A 17084-nucleotide genomic window follows, 5' to 3' on the forward strand; every position below is an offset into this window, starting at 1 on the left:
GCAGGTTGACTGCGCAGAATGCCTACCCCGAAGGGAATCGAATGAATGAAGATGTTCGTAGCCAAGAGTGGCAAGCCCTTTATGCGGCACTGCACGACATGCTCACTCCGCTCGGAGTCGAGAATGCTTTTGGAAGCGGCGACTATTGGTTGGTCGACGATGACTACGGGGACACCACGCAAAAACTCTGTGTGTGGCGCCTCTCGTTTTTGCAACCCAATCTGATTCGGCTTCTCCAGAAGATGCTCGCTGAATGCAGGCACTGGCGGCTCATGGTCCAGCTTGAGATCGAAGTAGACGGTGTCCTCGATACCGCGAATGGATTTGTCGTTTATTTCGACAGAGTTGAGCCTCACTGGGTTAGCGAGTCCCCTGTGTTCGTTGATCTGCGAAAGCGACTTCACCTTTAGGGAAGGGCTGAACAACTCTGCGGTCGTGCAACTCCCAGAGCGCAGCTATCCGGGAGTGTTGAAGACATGAGCGATCTCTTGAAGACCAATCAGTTGGAAGGCCTGACCGCAGAGATCGAGGACATGCGAGAGCAGTTGTCTGCCGCACGGGACTGCTACGAAGCTATTTGCGCTGAGCGCGGCATCGAATTGCCGTACCCGAAGACGGTCCCATGACCACGGACAATCCAGTTCTCACGCTGGGCCTTCGGTTCTCACTGTTCGAACAGCTTCCAAGCAATCGACGACCCGAGTAGTCCTCTCAGAAAGGGGGCGATGCCAGCGGCCCGGCAAAATCGACTCCACGGCATCTCCCAAAAATCGGCGCTCTTCCAAAGCCCCGCCAAATGCCCATGGCGCAATACGTCCTTCGCCCATACCGGACAATCACCCCCGGCATGACCCCCACCTCCCCCCCGCAATTCCTCCCCGCACCGACCGAAAGCCTGTCATGGCACAGCTGATGTCCCTGCTGGTGCAGAACGCGATCCTCATAGTGTTCGTCGCCAGCTTCGCCGCGCGCCTCGGCCTGCCCGTGCCAGCCGCCGCAGTGCTGGTAGTCACGGGCGCGCTGCTCGCAGCAGGCGACGTATCCGTCATCGGCGTGGTGCTGGCCGCGGTCATCGCCAACCTGCTGGGCGATGGCGCCTGGTTCTATGCCGGCCGCCGCTTCGGCTACCGCTTCATGCGCCTGCTATGCCGCATCTCGCTGTCGCCCGACTCGTGCGTGCGGCGCGGTGAATCGCTGATTTCCGACTGGGGCGGCATGTCGCTCGTGGCCGCCAAGTTCGTGCCGGGCGTCTCGGTGGTGGCGCCGCCCATGGCCGGCGCACTGGGCATGTCGGTGCGGCGCTTCATCGGTTTCGACATCGGGGCCGCCCTGGTGTGGACGGGCCTGTTCCTCGGCCTCGGCTGGCTCTTCCGAAACCAGATCCAGGAGGTGCTCGCAGTCCTGGCCCAGGCCGGCGGCATTGCCACCGCCGCGGTGGCGGTGCTGCTGCTCGTCATTCTGGCCGTGCGCTACTGGCGCCGCCGCGCCTTCATGCGGCTCACCGGCATGCCGCGCATCACGGTCGACGAGCTGCACGCGCTGCTGAGCGGCGATGAGCCGCCCCTCGTCATCGACGTGCGCGGCGAGGCCGGCGTGCAGGTCGATCCGCGGCGCATTCCCGGCGCGCTGCCGTACACGCTCAAGGCGCTGCAGCAGCGCAACCTCGACCTCACGCTGGACCCCAACCGCGACGTGGTGCTGTACTGCAACTGCCCCAACGAGGTGTCGGCCGCGCAGGCCGCGCGCGTGCTGCTGGCACGCGGGGCGCGGCGCGCCTTGCCGCTGACCGGCGGGCTCGACGCCTGGGTGGCCTCGGGCCGGCCGACCAGCCTGCATTGACTCGTTGATCGATTGAGCCGGCGCCTGCAGGAATCCGGCTTGCGTGCTATGGTCCGTCGGCTTCGGGTTTACCCCTAAGCCTGCTCTCCAGCACCAGGATTTCCCGTGTCCTCTTCCAAAGCCTCCCATGCCCCCGCCGCCGGCCTCACACCGGGGCTGACACTGGTTTTCGCCATCGCCTGCGGGCTGTGCGTGGCCAACATCTACTACGCCCAGCCGCTGATCGGCCCGATCTCCGACACGCTGCAGCTCCACGCGGGCCTGGCCGGCCTGATCATGACGCTGACCCAGCTCGGCTACGGCGCCGGCCTCTTGCTGCTGGTGCCGCTGGCCGACGTGGTCGAAAACCGCCGCCTGATCGTCGGCGCGCTGGTCGGCGCGGTGATCGGGCTGGTGGGCATTGCGCTCTCGGACTCGGCCGTGACCTTCCTGGCGGCGTCGTTCGTGGTGGGCACCTGCGCGGTCGCGGCGCAGGTGCTGCTGCCCTTTGCCTCGCACCTTGCGCCCGAGGCCACGCGCGGCAAGGTGGTTGGCAACATCATGGCCGGCCTGCTGGGCGGGATCATGCTGGCGCGGCCCTTTGCGAGCATGGTCGCCGCGAGCCTCGGCTGGCGCGCGCTGTTCTGGATCTCGGCCGTGCTGATGGCCTCGCTCATCGCCGTGCTGTGGCGCGTGCTGCCCGAGCGCCGGCCGCACGCCTCGGTGGGCTATGCGCGCACCATGGCGTCGCTGCCGGGCATCGTCTGGAACACGCCGCTGCTGCGCCGCCGCGGCTTCTACCAGGGGATGATGTTCGCGGGCTTCCAGGCCTTCTGGACGGCCGTGCCGCTGGCGCTGGTGCACGAGTTCGGCATGGGGCAGCGCGGCATCGGGCTGTTCGCGCTCGCCGGTGCCGCAGGTGCCTTGATGGCGCCGGTGGCGGGCCGGTTGGCCGACCGGGGGCTGACCCGTCCCGCGACAGGCGCGGCCATCGTCGTTGCGCTGTTGTCCTTCGTGCTGGGCGCCGTTTCCATGCACTTCCATTCGCTGGCCGGGCTGGTGGCGGCGGGCATCCTGCTCGACGGTGCGGTGCAGCTGTGCCAGGTGCTCAACTTCCGCAGCCTCTTCATGCTGGCGCCGGAGCTGCGCGGCCGGCTCAATGGCCTCTTCATGACCTTCATCTTCATCTGCGCGGCGGTGGCTTCGGGCATCGCTGCTGCGGTGTATGCCTTTCACGGTTGGACGGGGTTGTGTCTGCTCGGCGGCGGCTTCGTGACGCTGGCGTTGCTCTACTACGCCACCGAATTCCTGGGCCGCGCAGCGCCGGCCCCGGTTGCCCGCGCCTCGGGGCGTTGAACACCTTGATCCGCCTGGGATGAGTTCACCGGTTTTCTCGCGCCGCATCGACGTGGCCCAGCAGGAAGCGGGCGGCGTCCTCGCTCCTTTTTTGCTGATCTTCATGGTGTGCTCGGCGCCCGTGATGGCGGCGGGCGTCTGGCTTCTGGACGCGGATGCCACCGGCTGGCGCGCGGCGCTCGGCGTGGTCGGTATGTTGGGGTTGATTGTGCTGTGGATGGTCCTGCTGGTCGCCGGCATGGGCGTGTGGATGTGGTTCGAGGGATGGCAGCGGCGCCGGCGGGGCCAGCCGCCGCTGTTCAACGGTGCGGCGCAGGTCGACATCGGCGAGCGCGGCCTGTCGGTGCAGGGCCTGGGCCATGCCGACTGGATCGACGTGCTCGCCATCGAAGGCGTGCCCGACAGCGACAGCAGCCTGATCGTCCACACACGGCCCTTCCAGAAACTGATGCTGTCCGGGCGCGCCGATGAACTCGCGGAAGTGATCGAGCACTACCTCGCGCGGAAGACGGCGGCCGATGCCGTCACGCAAGACGGCATCCTGCAGGTGCGCGCCGTGGTCTTCAACGGGGCACGCTTTCTTGCGTGGATCGTGGCGGGCTACGTGCTGGCGGCCGCCATGGGCGTCGCCTTGCTGATGAACCTGCCCGACAGCTTCTTCAAGGCCGTGGTCGGCATCGGCCTGCTGGTGCCGCTGGTCGCATGGCTGGTGTGGGCCATTCCCTTCGCGCAGCTGGACAACTTCGCGCCGCAGCGCGTGCGGGCCTTCGAGATCGATGGCGCGCGGCTGCGCAGCACCGACGACGAATGGCAGATCGACCTGCAACGCGCCCTCGTGCGCCATCGCCACGCAAGCGGCATCGGCTACGCCTTCGATTTCATCAGCATCCGGCCCGGGGAAGGGCGCCGCCTCGATCTGTTGCTTGCGCATGACGACCGGCTGGCGCTGCTGCGGCTGCTGGACGACCGCGGCCTGCTGAACACCGCCCCGCGTTGAAGTGCCGCTGGCGCACGGCCTGCGATCCCGATTCCGCCGAAGAACACCGAGGTGGCCGTGACGATCAGTCCAGCCGGATCATCGGGCAGGACAGGATCAATCGTTCGGTGAGCGGCGAATTGCGCCAGCCGGGCAGGGCGCGCTTCTGGTACGACTCCAGCGACTGGTAGCCGCGCACATCCCAGCCATAGGTGCTGATCTGTTCCGCCTCGACCACCTCGTACAGGCACCGCTGGCTGCGGGTCTTGATGCGAAAGGCGATCCTGCCGTGGCCCTCGGCCAACGCCTTCTCCAGAATTTCGTAGCGAGCGGGCTTGCAAATGCTGAAGCTCGAGTTCCATTCGATGGTTCGGGTTCGCACGTACAACCCACCCGAGCATGCGCGCCCTGTTCCGCCGAACTTTGCTGTGAATGGCGCTTCGGCGATGGCGGTGCCCGTGCCTGCCAGAGCAAGCAAGATCAATGCGGCGGCGAACTTCCCTGTCTGCATACCGCCGCAGTATCGCCGCTGCGTCATTCGCACCAGCGAGCCGCATTCCCCACCCACCCCAGTGGTAGTCTTGCCCCCCGATGAACCTCCGCACCAAGATCGTCGCGCTGGCCGTAGCCCCGCTGCTCATCGCGCTGGTGCTGGTGGCCCTGGCGGTGCGCCACCAGGAGCATGACCTGGCGCAGCGCGAGCGCGCGCTCATCGAGCGCAGCTACATGGCCCAGCGCCGCAGCGAGCTGCGCAGCTATGTCGAGCTGGCCGTGAGTAACCTGCGGCCCCTGTACGAATCCGGCCAGGACGACGAAGCGACCCGCAACGAAGCCCTGCGCCGCCTGGCCGCGCTCGACTACGGCGACGACGGCTACTTCTTCGTCTACGACCTCGAGGGCAACTCCCTCATGCATTCGCGCCAGCCCGAGCTGGTCGGCAAGAACCTCTGGGACATGCGCGACTCGCGCGGCCGCTTCACCATCCAGGACCTGATCAAGGGCGCCAAAGAAAACGGCGGCGGCTACGTCGAGTACGAATGGCGCAAGCCTTCCAGCGCGCAGATGGCGCCCAAGCTCGGCTACGTGACGGCGCTGCCGCGCTGGAACTGGATGGTCGGCACCGGCCTGTACCTCGACGACATCCAGTCCACCATGGACACGCTCGACAAGCAGATGAACGCCAACGTCACCGCCACGCTGCTCTGGATTGCCGGCATTGCCGCGCTGTGCCTCGGCGTGGTCAGCGCGGCCGGGCTGTTTCTGAACCTCAGCGAGCACCGCGTGGCCGAAGCCAAGCTGCGGCTGCTCGCGCGGCGCGTGGTGCAGTCGCAGGAAGAAGAGCGCGGCCACCTCGCGCGCGAACTGCACGACGGCACCAGCCAGACGCTGGTGTCGGCCAAGCTGCTGATCGAATCGGCCGTCGAGGCGCTGGGCCGCAAACACCTGCAGCCGCCGCCCACGCTCGGCATGGCGTTGCAGCGGCTCAACGATTCGCTCATCGAGGTGCGCCGCATCTCGCACCGCCTGCGCCCCGCGCTGCTCGACACGCTGGGCCTGCCCGCCGCGCTGGAGCGGCTGGGCGACGAGTTCGGCGAAGAGGGCGCCATCGACGCCTCGATCATGGTCGAGGGCGAGCCCTACGAGCTCTCGCAGGAGGCCAAGACCGCGCTGTTCCGCGTCACGCAAGAGGCGCTCACCAACGTGCGCAAGCACGCACAGGCGAACCGCGTGCACATCTCGCTCGGCTTCACCGACGAGGTCGTGCGGCTGGAGGTGAGCGACGACGGCGTCGGCTTCAACGTCGAGGCGATGCAGCTCGACCCGCGCCGCGGCATCGGCCTGCGCAACATGCGCGAGCGCATCGAATCGATCGGCGGGCGCCTGACCATGCGCTCGGGCCGCGGCCACACATCCATCCTGGCCGAGGTTCCGGCCCGCGGCGCGAGGCAGGAATGACAGCAGCAGCAACAACAACACAGCAACAGCAGCCCATCCGCCTGTTCCTGGTGGACGACCACCCGCTGGTGCGCGACGGCCTGCGCGCGCGCCTGGGCGCCATGCCCAACATAGAGATCGTCGGCGAGGCCGGCAGCGGCGCCGAAGCGCTCGCGCTGCTCGACACCCTGCGGCCCGACCTCATGCTGGTCGATGTGGGCATGAAGGACATGAACGGCATCGACCTGGCCGAGATGGTGCTGCAGCGCCACCACCAGCAGCCCGCGCCGCACATCGTGATGCTCAGCATGTACGACAACCCCGAGTACGTGCAGAAGGCCCTGCAGGTGGGCGCGCGCGGCTACGTGCTGAAAGACGCGCCCGCGGCCGAGATCGTGGCCGCCATCGAGGCGGTGGCGGCGGGCGGCACCTTCTTGAGCCCGGCCGTGTCGAAGAAACTGTTTCGCAACCAGGCGCCCCGGCCGCTGCTCACGCCGCGCGAGAGCGAGATCCTCACCGCGCTCGGCAGGGGCGAATCGAGCAAGCAGATTGCGCGCGACCTGGGCCTGAGCGTGCGCACGGTGGAGGCGCACCGGCAGAGCATCAAGCGGCGGCTGGGCATCGAAGGGCAGGCGGAGCTCATCAAGTACGCGGTGGAGCATGCGCGGGAGTTCGGGCAGGGCTGAACTGCAGCAACTGTCAGCGCTTTGTGTATCGCCGCTGCCGCCCGGCGATTACTTGAGCGATTCGAGAACTTCTCGGCAGAAGTTTCTTCTGCGCGGGACTGGTTTTCTCTACAGTGAATGCCCCTGTGATGAAACGACCCGCTATGTGGGCGAGGAAGGCGGCACACAAGACAACCACGGATGGATGAATGACTGAATGAACCGCTTCGCTTCACGGCGGGCTATCGGTGCGACGCGCAACGATGCAAAACGTGAGGCACAAAAGGCGACGGCCGAGGTGCGCGAACACCTCAGCCGTCTAACCAAGTGACGTGCAAATCTCTTACAAGGAGCACAACAAGTGGCTAAACGAATTATGTCTCGGCCTGCGCGGCTGGAATCTTCCGGCGCGAACCCGCCGAGTGCATCGGATCTGCTGGAGAGCAAGCTGGAGCAGTTGAACTCATTGCTGTGGTGCTGCTACGGCGCCGGCGATGGATGGTTCGAGGATGCGGGGGCGGGGCATCGGGACAATCTGCTTTGGATTGCTTCTGATTTGGCGCGGGAGGCGGTGGCGTTGTTTCAGGAGAGTGGGGGTGGGTGATGCGGCTTAACTTACTCGGCGCAAAATTGGGCGGCGAGGTCTGCTTCAGACTGGTCGCCGAGGTTCGATCGGTTCGTGCGAATAGGTACTATCGGCCAGAAGCAGCCGGTCGCTGCAGTCGGCCAATATTTGACCGATGGATAGGTCGATCATCTCTCTGCCGCAAACGGCTTGATTGCCTACGACATCCGACACAACACGCAGGAGGAGCTTAGTGGGTCTAGATATTCAACTGGTCGTCGAGTCATCTGCCTCCGACTCATTCGCTAGTCCGAACGGGATTGCGTACTTTTCTCCACCACGTGACACTGCGATGTTCATTGTGTTGGCAGGGATGTGGGAGAACCCCTGCTTCATCCCTGCAAGAGGCTTCCCGGACCCGGCTTCATCGATGGCGCTGGCGCACTATGGACGGGGCGTTGTTGATACTGTCGAGGATGGCGACGGTTGGGGCACTCCGACGATTTCACGAGACTGGGCCAATGAATGTCTTGAGTCAAAGCGGAGTCATGCACTGGATAACACCGGGGAATGTATTTCAGCTCCACAGTATGCATATCCTGGCTGGCTTCGGCTCGATGAGGTGAAAAATGCTCTCGAGTTCTCGCAGGTCGCAACAAGCCAGCTATCCACTGACTTTCAGTTCGCAATGAACCTGATGAAAAGCATCGAGATGCATGGGAGCTTTTCACGAATGGTGTTTTGGTTTGATGAGTAACCGTGTCTCAAGCAACCGTCTGGGCCGCCTCAGTTGTCCGTGGTCAGCGGCAACCAGATGGTCACCGGATCCGGCATCGTCCGGCCAGAACCGGACCATCGCCGAACAAGAGGCTTTGACCGCGAGCCCACGTTGTCCTCAGCCTCCAGCGAGAGGCCTAACCCTGTGCTCCAGCGGACGGCTTCGCCGCACGCTGAGCTTGCACATTAGACGTCAGCCAAAAGACAAAAACAGCCGTGACTCTAACTCCACCCATTGATTACAGACTTCGGCTCTTTCTTAGTTCGCCTCTTTCAGAGGGGGAGCTCCTTGGTCAGCTTTGCGAGCAGCTAGTGGGCGCTAAGCTGGTACGTGGGTTCATCGAGTACAGCGGAAACATCTTCGACTTAGAGCGCAATTGGATGTTTGACGAACCCCCTGAGTCCAATTTGAAGTCGGCCGACCTACGCAAATACGAGTATGACGTAAGCGTCTTTCCTATCATTGAAGTCGGTCTGGAGCATCAGCGGCAGCTTTCCCGAGATATCCGGTCTGCGCTGGCCGCACTTCATCTTGAGCACAGGCTATTGCATCTTTGGGAGGAACGCGAAGACGTCTAACCAGTCGCTTGAGTCGACTCGCGTCGACAGGTCGCCGGCCGCGACTCAACTCAACATTGAGCGTCTGCTATCGATAGACGGCAACTTCCGCTTGGGGCGGCGGATTCAACCGGTCGATGCAACACACTAAAAGCTGCGTAGGCAGACGGAGTGTTGCAGATGAAGTATCGGACCCGAACCTTCTACACGGCCCCCCAGAAGGCATTGATGTGGGAGCGTTGGAAATCGGGTTGAACTCACTCGATTGCTCTGTAGGGCCGCATCATCGATCCGCCGCCCCGGCCACGCTGCGGCTCTAGCCTCCGAGCGACATCGTTGGCGACCGTAATGCGGGCACGGTTTGAGTGCTCAACGGCGCCTGTTTTTTCCTGTCCAATGGGAGGCATGGCTTACTTCTTCGCTAACCAAGGTTCGTCCTTTGAATTCCTTCGAGATGAGGGGTACATGTTCACCACGTACCTCGATCGCGACGGCGCGCCAACACCGAATGTTCCGCCGCTGGAAAACATGGAGCCGGGCGACACGGTCATCATTAACCTTGACGGCCTCGTCGGCGTAGCCAAAGTCATCTCCAAGGTGCCCGAATTCCCGATGACAAAAGAATTCGCCTTCGCGACAAACAAGCTCGAAGGCAGGTTTCGAAGGCCCGAATCAGCGCAGTGGATGGCAGGCATGAAGGGGCTACGTGTGAATGCCGCGTATGAGCCGCTCCCGTCCAAAATCAGGTACCAAGACTTCGTCCCGCAGATCCTAAAAGCACAAGCCGAATCCCCAAACTCGCGGCAGCCATTCGACGTCAACGGCAACGCCAACCAAGGGACCTTTTACTGGCTCGACATACCGCTGGCGCGTGTACTCCTGGAGATTATTGGTCGGCCTCTGCCGGCGATTCCTGGTCCGCCGCCATTACCTCCAGAGGCGCCTGGTCCCTACGTGGCGAAGTTCGCTTCGCGCGAGATTCGTCCAGAGCAGAACGCCTTTCGCGATCTCATGCTGAAGATCTGGAAGAAATGCCCAGTGACGGGGATCCAGAACCCGGCGCTCCTTGATGCCGCGCACTTCGAGGATTGGCGCCATCACAACGGCGAGAGCGCCRGCATGCTGCTCAATCCACTGATTCATCGTGCGGTGGATCGCGAGATCATGGAGATTCAGCTCGATCCATCATGCAAGAAGTGGCGTGTTCGCGTGCTCGTGAAGGACGATCCGTACATCAACCAGTTTGATCGGATGGAGTTTCCAAATCCGCTGGCGTTGTAGGCAACTCGCTCGATAGTCGCCTCGCCTCCAATGACTGCTCATGGCGTCAGCCGGCCTTAGCAAAGCGAGGGTCTCCGCAACCGCAAGCACCACAAGATGGGCAGACAATTCCAGCGCAATGCTTACACTCGAGTATGTGGATATCGCTGTCTAAGGGCTCCTTGCAACGCATGCAGTGGGTAAGCCGAAGACGATATCGAATACGTAGATTCGATGCGCCGCGGCCGTACTTTTGATACGCAGACTCAGCCAGCTCTTTCTCCTTCAACCCTACCTTTGCGTTGTCGAGCAGAATCTGGAAAGCTGCCTGCTCGGCCGCGCGTGTCGCGGCCTGGTGAATCCGGTCAGCGGCCTCAGCGTCTCTCCGCTCGCGCCACTGGGACACAACGGCGGGCGGCGCGAGGAGCGAGTACCGCTCATCTGCTGCCGCCTTGCACGACATACGAAACGGCTGATTTTGAGCGCCTCTCACGAGGACTAGCATTGGCGAGGCTGTGCCGCGCGGAACGACTGCCACTACGATGGCGTGGCCTGGCGTTCCAGGCGCAGTGGCCTCGGCCTGCACAAACTGTTCCCACGTTGCAGCGATTGCGGCATCGGTTCCCAGTATGCGTAGGACGTCTTTTGCCGGAACGTAGACCCACCCCTCAGGCGAAGTTGCATCTCTTGTAGTAGTGGTTACAGCCTTCATTGACGCACACTTTAACTCGCGCGATTGGCTAGGTACTTGGCCCCGCTTTTCAGAGCCGAGGTCGAGTGACTGCTTCTCGCCGCATTCTGCCTTTGCCTACTGCGCCTGCTCAAGGATGCCGATACGCCCGCGAACGAACCGCTCGATTTGCGACGCCGTCTCGTCTAGAGCAGCATCGCTCCGAAACCGAGCGCACGGCAGCGCCATGAACTTGGGGAACCGCTCTCGTATCCGTCGCTCCTCGCTTGACCTGTTGCCGGGCAAATAGGGTCTGGAAAGCTGCCGCTGCACGATGATCTCAACGCATGTTTCGAGTTCGAATGATGGCAGCAGCAACGAGGTGAGAGCATCGGCTTCGATGGAACAGCGCAGAGTTTGATATTCGGGGTCAACGTCCTCGGGGTACGTCAGAAAGCCGGACGAAAGGGCCAGAACGGTGGAAGACGCGAGCGAGCACCTAACCTTCCGATAAACAGCAATGTTCCGCCTCGAATAGCCCGCGTAGCCGGACGCGTCAATGGAAGCGGCAATGCTCCCTTCGCATGACATAAAGTGCTCGTCGAGGTCGACGAACTGCCAACCGAGCCGCTGAGCCAGGATGGGACCAACAGAGGTTTTTCCAGCACCGCCGGGACCGACGAGATGAAGAACTGTCGTCACTCTTGAATGAAGTGAGGCGTCAAGCTGAAGGTCCGGTCATGGCCGGCCGCTGCCGTTGGTGGCAAATGCTGCCACAGCGTGAAGTGCTGGCGAAATCGGCCGACCATGTGCCCGCTACTCGCCATCCGGGTGGTACGGCGACCGCATTTCTTCAACGAACAAGCCAACCTTCGCCGCCAAACGCTGTGCCTCGGGACAAGCTGATGCGACCCCGACGTACATGTAGTAGTCCCATCCAAAGTGGACGAACGCCCCCTCGCCCTCGAGCCTGCACCAGAGGTCCTCGCGGAGGACTTTGGCCATGATTGCCCCGGMGTCTGTCGGCGCGATGGAGTCTCCTTCCGAGTACGGAGGCTCCTCGTCTTTTTGATGCTCCAGCCCTCGGATTGACACGGAGGAAACCCCCGCTTCCCGAAGGAATGCGGTGGCGACGGCGATGTACGCCGCCTCGACCTCCTCGTACGCCGTTTGAGTCAGCACGGTCCCGTCGAAAGCGGCGCCGACATCGCTGACGGAGGTCCACTCGGTGTACCTTCCTCCGTCGCTGCGGATGGCTGGGTCGTATTTGGTAACTCGATACTCGAGCATCGTTGCCTTCTCCTCGAAGCTCATCGTCTATGGTCCTTGGGAGCGAGCAGCTCGCACTGGATGCCTCGGCGCAAGGTCAGGCCGGCACCCGACCGACGATTCTCGGGCGCAGCGCCTGCGCTGGTGAACCTGCATCAGCAACGAACGACAAAGGACGGGGCATGACCGTCTTCGACAAACGCCTGTGCCTGCTCCGGTGACAACCCTTGTTTCGTGAGCCATGCATTCAAAGCTTCCAGCGTAGGGAAATCTGGACTCACTGGAGTACCTTCAGAGACGTTTTCATAGACTTGATAGGCAGTCAGCAGCGTCGGGTCGGTCTTGTAAAGCAGCTCATGATGGCCACCAATGACGTGGTTCCCCGCCTCGTCGGTCGGATGCTGAAAGCCAGTTGGCACACGAATAATCTCTCTTCCCACGCTGTCCTCCTTCGGCCTAGTCTTGGCAGATTCTTGCTTGCTTCATGGTCAGTGCGCATGCGCTTCAGACGCCGCGCTCGACCGTCCGGTCTTGGCCGAACCCCGAAGTCTAGCCTCGGCTAACGACAGACCGTTTCGGCCCTGCGCAGCAGTCCTTCGCGGATGACTGCAAGCGCCTGGGTTACCTTGCCCTGATACGCTCCAAGCCGCCCTCATCCAAGTCCAACCCGCATGCCCGAACTCCCCCACAGCCCAGCCGCCGACCGCAACAAGCAGCCCATCCTCGATGCGTTGACCCGCATCCTCGGCGAGCGCGGCGCCGCCCTGGAGATCGCATCCGGCACAGGCCAGCACGCCGCCTGGTTCGCAGCAGCAATGCCCCAATGGATCTGGCAGCCCACCGACGCAGACGCACGCATGCTCCCCGCGCTCGCAACCCGAGTCGCAGAAGCCGCACTCCCCAATCTCCGCCCACCGCTCCTGCTCGACGTGATGGCGCCTCAATGGCCATCGCAGGGCCCCGCGTTCGCTGAAGGAGAAGAAAAGAAGTTCGACGCGATCTACTGCGCCAACATGCTGCACATCGCGCCGTGGCCCGCATGCGCCGCCCTGATGCAAGGGGCCGCGCGGCATCTGCTTCCTGGCGGGTTGCTGATCACGTACGGGCCTTACTTCGAAGAAGAAGTCCCGCCGGCGCCGAGCAACCTGGCGTTCGACGAAGACCTGCGCGCCCGCAATTCCGCATGGGGCATACGCCGCCTGGAGGACGTGGCGGAAGAGGCGCGCCGGTCAGGCCTCGCGTTGCGCGAGCGGCATGCGATGCCTGCGAACAACTTGCTGTTGGTCTTCGGCACCTGAGGCGTATCTTCCGCTTCAGTGCCCATGGCGGACTGGCCTCATTGAATTGAACTACGGGACGATAAGTGACCATGATCGAACTCGAGCAGGAACGATAAGATAACGGTCGGCTTTCCTCCTAATTCTTGCTCTGGACTCGAGATGGCATTGCCGCAGACCGAAGATGAAATGCAGGCGCTCCTGACCGGTGCGCTGGCCGAGGCTTTTGCGCCGCCCGGCTTTACCCGCGTGGCGCTGGACCCGCGAGGAGAGGCGTGGGACTCCTTGCTGCGCAGGAATGCGCTTGGCACGCAGTACATGCGCCCCTTCGTCTGGCAGCGCGACGACGGCATCGGCTATACCTGCGACATCTGGCTGGAAGTCCGCGATACGCGGGTGGAGCAGGTGATTCGGAAGTTCACGCCGGACGAAGCCAACATGCCGACGGCCACGCTGAAGTTCTCCAGGTTTGTCAGCGAAAGCGACTTGGTGGCGGATAGCCCTGCGGGCCTGAAGACCTTCGTCGCCAAGGCGAAAGAGCTGTTTGCCGAGCTGCTACCCAAAACGGCAGACATGGCGCAGCTCGATGCGCTGGTCAATGGCGAGAGGGAGGAAGTGGACTTCTTGAGGATGCTCGAAAGCTACGCGCCCTTTGTCATCGCTTTCCTCGGCCGCAACCCGCGTTTCGACAATATGGTCATCCGCGGCGACAAGCGCATCACGCCCGACCCCGACGATCCGGTCTCCAAACTCATGCGGATAGCCGTGTACTTGCATACGAGCGTGAGGGTGGATTAGCAATCGGCCAGCGCGCCGCCATCGTCATGAGCCTCGTGCCGACCAGATTGCCCGCGCATCTGAACGGCCGCATCGACGAACTGCTGCCGCACCGTTGGCCGCCGTCCGCCTGAGTGCCATCACCAGCCACGGACTGGCTGTCAAGGCGACTTTGCCCGACGCATACACGCCGACTCCATCAGGGCCGGTTCATCCGGCCGCTCGGGGGGGAGGGCGAGCAACAGTCTGATCAGCGCCGCTGACTGCGCAGGGCCTGGACGGCTTCAGAATCGAGCCCTGTTTTGTAATGACGCCACTGCATACGCTGCTCAGCGCAGGCTTTGCTCCTGCGGCACGATACTCTCGAGAACGCATGCCTAAACTTCGCCACATCCTGGGATTTTTTTGACCTTGATCGCGCTTCAAGCCGATGCCGCAGAGGTGCTTTTGACAATGGAGTCTTACGGCCCGATTCGCATGCGATGAGATTTGAAGCGGACGACCGGATCGCCGAGATGTACGCCGGCTACACGCATTCGATTCGCTACGTCGAAGGCTGTTCGTGAGCGGCGCAGTTCCCTGGCCGCACTGCTCGAATTCAAGAATTTCTCCATGTTCACCACGCCATTGCCCACCCTGATGCTGCACCCCGAATTGGGATTCGCCAGTGGGACACGAATACACACGAAGCAAGGCCTGAAACCCATCGAGGACATTCGTGTGGGGGATTGGGTTCTTACGCACACGGAACATCGGCCTCCGCCGCATCGTCGCCGCCATCGCAGCGAGTACCAATACCGGCGGGTGACGCTCATAGCGGCTGCATGACGGCGTTCCTGCTGGCCAGGCGTTCCTGTTTCGTCAGCGTGGCCAACTCTCCCGCTCGATGCGGTAGATCCTGGCTGCTCTTCCAGGGCGGGCGTCATCTACCTGCTTTCAGGGATTGCCATCGGTGGCGCGCTGCATAGGATCGGCGTCTTACAAAAAGCAACAAGAGGTGATCATGGGGAGCATTGCTGCAATGGCGCGGACTTCGAAGTCCTGGCGACGGGTCGCGGGTGTCGCGGTCGCGGCCCTTGCGGTTCTGAGCGGATGCGGTGGTGGTGGAAGCGGAGACTTCCTACCCGTGCCGCCCTCGGTGAGCACGAGCTACACCATCGGCGGCACGCTCTCGGGCCTATCGGGCACCGTGGTTGTGCGCAACAACGCCGGGAATGACCTCACACTGAAGGCGGACGGGGCCTTCGTTTTCACTGACGCGGTCATCGCCGGCAATCCTTACGCGGTCACTATCGCGCAGCAGCCCCAAGGCCAGACTTGCACCGTCACCGCGGGGCAAGGCACTGCCACCGCCAACGTCAGTGACGTGCGCGTGGTGTGCGCGGCCGTCACCCGTACCATCGGCGGCACCATCAGCGGCCTCACTGGCGCCGTCGTACTGCAGAACAACGCCGCAGAGACGCTGAAGGCGAGTTCGGATGGCACTTTCGCCTTTCCAACCCCCGTTTCGATCAGCACTGCCTATGTGGTCACCGTCGCGGTCCAGCCGAGCGGCCAGACCTGTTCGGTCAGCCGCGGCGCCGGCACCGCAGGCGCGGATCCCGTCGACAACGTGGCTGTCGTCTGCTCGAGCAACAGCTATACGGTTGGCGGCGCGTTGTCCGGCTTGGTGGGTACGGCGGTGCTGCAGAACAACGCGGGCGATGCGTTGACAATCTCCGCCGACGGCTCCTTCACCTTTCCTGCGCTGGTCGCCTACGGTTCCGGATACGCGGTCACCGTGAGGGCGCAGCCCGCCACGCAGACCTGCTCGGTGGCCAGTGGCATCGGCACGATGGGTGCCGCCAACGTGACGAACGTCAAGGTCGTCTGCGCGACGAACGCCTACGCTGTAGGCGGCACCATATCTGGCCTTTCTGGCAGCTTAGTACTGCAGAACAATGCCGCCGACAACCTCAGTGCCAGCACCAGCGGGGTTTTCACTTTCGCAACACCGGTGGCCACAGGCAGCACCTATAACGTGACAGTGCTGGCCCAACCGGTCTCGCAGACTTGCACCGTCACCAACGGTGCGGGCATCGTGGGCAGTGCCAACGTTTCGAACTTGGTCGTCGCCTGTACGCAGAATTTCACGACGCTGTCCGTGTCTTCATCGCCGCTCGTCATTGCAGTGAAGGGCGCATCCAGTGCGCTGACGGTGACCAACACCGGCGCGTTCCTCGCCACCAATGTCACGGCGACGCTGCCGGGGGGCTGGAGCGCCGTGATACAGGACGCGAGTGCATGCACATCTCTCATGCCTGGGGCCAGTTGCGCCTTGTCGTTCAGTTCGCCGACACCGTACGTGGCAAGCGGTGCCGCGAGCATTCAGGGAGACAACACGTCGCTTGCGAGCGCAACGATCGGGTTCTCGTTGAACGGCTTCCTGGTTTTTGATGTGCCTTCGGCGAGCACTGCGACGGTGGTGGACAGCGCGGACCTCTCGGGTCGCTTCGCCTGGGGGGGCGATGGCACCACGACGGGGGCGAATTCGCTCACGGACGGCGCAAGCAACACGCAGGCGCTCCTGGTCAGCTTGGGCGCCGGCAACTCGGCCGCTTCAAGATGCGCGGCGAGCACCAGAAGTGGGCTGAACTGGTACTTGCCTGCGATATGCCAGCTCACCTCGTTTTCGTGGGTGTGCGCAGCGAATCAGGCCAATATTCAGCAGAACTTGATCAACCGCCGCCTGGTCGACTTTGGCGGCCAACTCTATCGCTGGAGCTCGTCCGAATCTACGGCTTCTCCCAGCGATCAAGCCTTCGAGCACAGGACTGACAACGTCGCATTTGATGTGACCAAGGCCGCCGGCCTTCCGATTCGCTGCGTCGCTTCGGTCTCGTGGTAGTGACAAGAAGAGCTGCCGTTCTCCGTTGGCGGCAACCAGTTTGACAAATCGTTGCGTAATCTAACAGGGCTTCCCTCAAGACTTGGTGTGCAGTTTCTTGATCCGAAAGGGGCGCGGGCAGCAGCGTTGACGCCCGCTCATCTATATTCAGCCCGCTCCCTCGGAGCTGCACACACGCCAGTTTCCGCCGCGCATGCCCGGCGCCGCTTCCTTCACGCCATGCAAGAACGCTTCATTGCCGACATCCTCAAGAATCGCAACAACCGGGCAATCCTTGATCGATGGCATGCCCTG

General features: G+C 63.0%; 18 protein-coding genes. 14 read left to right on the forward strand and 4 right to left on the reverse strand.

The features are described 5' to 3' along the window. The first annotated feature begins 41 nt into the window (after positions 1-41). The 5 genes from AC1DXX_RS02225 to AC1DXX_RS02245 all read left to right on the forward strand — a co-directional run bounded on the left by AC1DXX_RS02225 (position 42) and on the right by AC1DXX_RS02245 (position 4171). Positions 42-410: a hypothetical protein gene (locus AC1DXX_RS02225; protein ID WP_478132528.1), complete on the forward strand. Its 369-nt coding sequence runs from the start codon at positions 42-44 to the stop codon at positions 408-410. 66 nt (positions 411-476) lie between these two features. Then, positions 477-626, forward strand: coding sequence for a hypothetical protein (locus tag AC1DXX_RS02230; protein WP_478132529.1), 150 nt, complete (start codon positions 477-479; stop codon positions 624-626). A gap of 274 nt (positions 627-900) precedes the next feature. Continuing rightward, positions 901-1839, forward strand: a complete 939-nt coding sequence (locus tag AC1DXX_RS02235) for a DedA family protein/thiosulfate sulfurtransferase GlpE (protein WP_478132530.1) — start codon at positions 901-903, stop codon at positions 1837-1839. A gap of 105 nt (positions 1840-1944) precedes the next feature. Continuing rightward, on the forward strand, positions 1945-3174 hold the full coding sequence (locus AC1DXX_RS02240) for an MFS transporter (protein WP_478132531.1): 1230 nt from the start codon (positions 1945-1947) through the stop codon (positions 3172-3174). Between the two features lie 19 nt (positions 3175-3193). Next, on the forward strand, positions 3194-4171 hold the full coding sequence (locus AC1DXX_RS02245; protein WP_478132532.1) for a hypothetical protein: 978 nt from the start codon (positions 3194-3196) through the stop codon (positions 4169-4171). Between the two features lie 64 nt (positions 4172-4235). Here the strand turns inward: AC1DXX_RS02245 and AC1DXX_RS02250 are convergent, their stop codons facing one another. Further along, positions 4236-4661, reverse strand: a complete 426-nt coding sequence (locus AC1DXX_RS02250; protein WP_478132533.1) for a hypothetical protein — start codon at positions 4659-4661, stop codon at positions 4236-4238. Between the two features lie 80 nt (positions 4662-4741). On the opposite strand from AC1DXX_RS02250, the gene AC1DXX_RS02255 reads away from it, so the two are divergent. The 5 genes from AC1DXX_RS02255 to AC1DXX_RS02275 all read left to right on the forward strand — a co-directional run bounded on the left by AC1DXX_RS02255 (position 4742) and on the right by AC1DXX_RS02275 (position 9931). Beyond that, positions 4742-6106 carry a cache domain-containing protein gene (locus AC1DXX_RS02255; protein WP_478132534.1) on the forward strand — a complete coding sequence of 455 codons (1365 nt, stop codon included), beginning with the start codon at positions 4742-4744 and terminating at the stop codon, positions 6104-6106. Further along, on the forward strand, positions 6103-6771 hold the full coding sequence (locus tag AC1DXX_RS02260; protein WP_478132535.1) for a response regulator transcription factor: 669 nt from the start codon (positions 6103-6105) through the stop codon (positions 6769-6771). Before AC1DXX_RS02255 ends, AC1DXX_RS02260 begins: the two co-directional genes overlap by 4 nt. A 340-nt stretch (positions 6772-7111) precedes the next feature. Further along, complete coding sequence (locus AC1DXX_RS02265; RefSeq protein ID WP_478132536.1) at positions 7112-7354, forward strand: hypothetical protein; 243 nt, start codon at positions 7112-7114, stop codon at positions 7352-7354. 313 nt (positions 7355-7667) lie between these two features. Next, positions 7668-8072, forward strand: a complete 405-nt coding sequence (locus tag AC1DXX_RS02270) for a hypothetical protein (RefSeq protein ID WP_478132537.1) — start codon at positions 7668-7670, stop codon at positions 8070-8072. Positions 8073-9115: 1043 nt separating this feature from the next. Beyond that, entirely contained in the window at positions 9116-9931 is an 816-nt protein-coding gene (locus AC1DXX_RS02275; RefSeq protein WP_478132538.1) for a hypothetical protein, read from the forward strand. A 787-nt stretch (positions 9932-10718) separates the two neighbouring features. Here AC1DXX_RS02275 and AC1DXX_RS02280 read toward each other — a convergent pair. The 3 genes from AC1DXX_RS02280 to AC1DXX_RS02290 all read right to left on the reverse strand — a co-directional run bounded on the left by AC1DXX_RS02280 (position 10719) and on the right by AC1DXX_RS02290 (position 12289). Next, a complete protein-coding gene (locus AC1DXX_RS02280; protein ID WP_478132539.1) occupies positions 10719-11282 on the reverse strand; it encodes a shikimate kinase in 564 nt (187 codons plus the stop codon). 114 nt (positions 11283-11396) lie between these two features. Continuing rightward, positions 11397-11894: a hypothetical protein gene (locus AC1DXX_RS02285; RefSeq protein ID WP_478132540.1), complete on the reverse strand. Its 498-nt coding sequence runs from the start codon at positions 11892-11894 to the stop codon at positions 11397-11399. 110 nt (positions 11895-12004) lie between these two features. Continuing rightward, on the reverse strand, positions 12005-12289 hold the full coding sequence (locus AC1DXX_RS02290) for a hypothetical protein (protein ID WP_478132541.1): 285 nt from the start codon (positions 12287-12289) through the stop codon (positions 12005-12007). 231 nt (positions 12290-12520) lie between these two features. Here AC1DXX_RS02290 and AC1DXX_RS02295 point away from each other — a divergent pair, with 231 nt between their 5' ends. The 4 genes from AC1DXX_RS02295 to AC1DXX_RS02310 all read left to right on the forward strand — a co-directional run bounded on the left by AC1DXX_RS02295 (position 12521) and on the right by AC1DXX_RS02310 (position 16790). Continuing rightward, a complete protein-coding gene (locus AC1DXX_RS02295; RefSeq protein ID WP_478132542.1) occupies positions 12521-13147 on the forward strand; it encodes a DUF938 domain-containing protein in 627 nt (208 codons plus the stop codon). A 141-nt stretch (positions 13148-13288) separates the two neighbouring features. Beyond that, positions 13289-13924: a hypothetical protein gene (locus tag AC1DXX_RS02300; RefSeq protein WP_478132543.1), complete on the forward strand. Its 636-nt coding sequence runs from the start codon at positions 13289-13291 to the stop codon at positions 13922-13924. Positions 13925-14542: 618 nt separating this feature from the next. Continuing rightward, complete coding sequence (locus AC1DXX_RS02305; protein ID WP_478132551.1) at positions 14543-14731, forward strand: Hint domain-containing protein; 189 nt, start codon at positions 14543-14545, stop codon at positions 14729-14731. A gap of 310 nt (positions 14732-15041) precedes the next feature. Next, the gene (locus AC1DXX_RS02310; RefSeq protein WP_478132544.1) at positions 15042-16790 is read left to right on the forward strand and encodes a hypothetical protein; all 1749 of its coding nucleotides are present in this window, start codon (positions 15042-15044) and stop codon (positions 16788-16790) included. Positions 16791-17084: the final 294 nt, after the last annotated feature.

Source organism: Variovorax sp. P4_B10, from assembly GCF_056402375.1.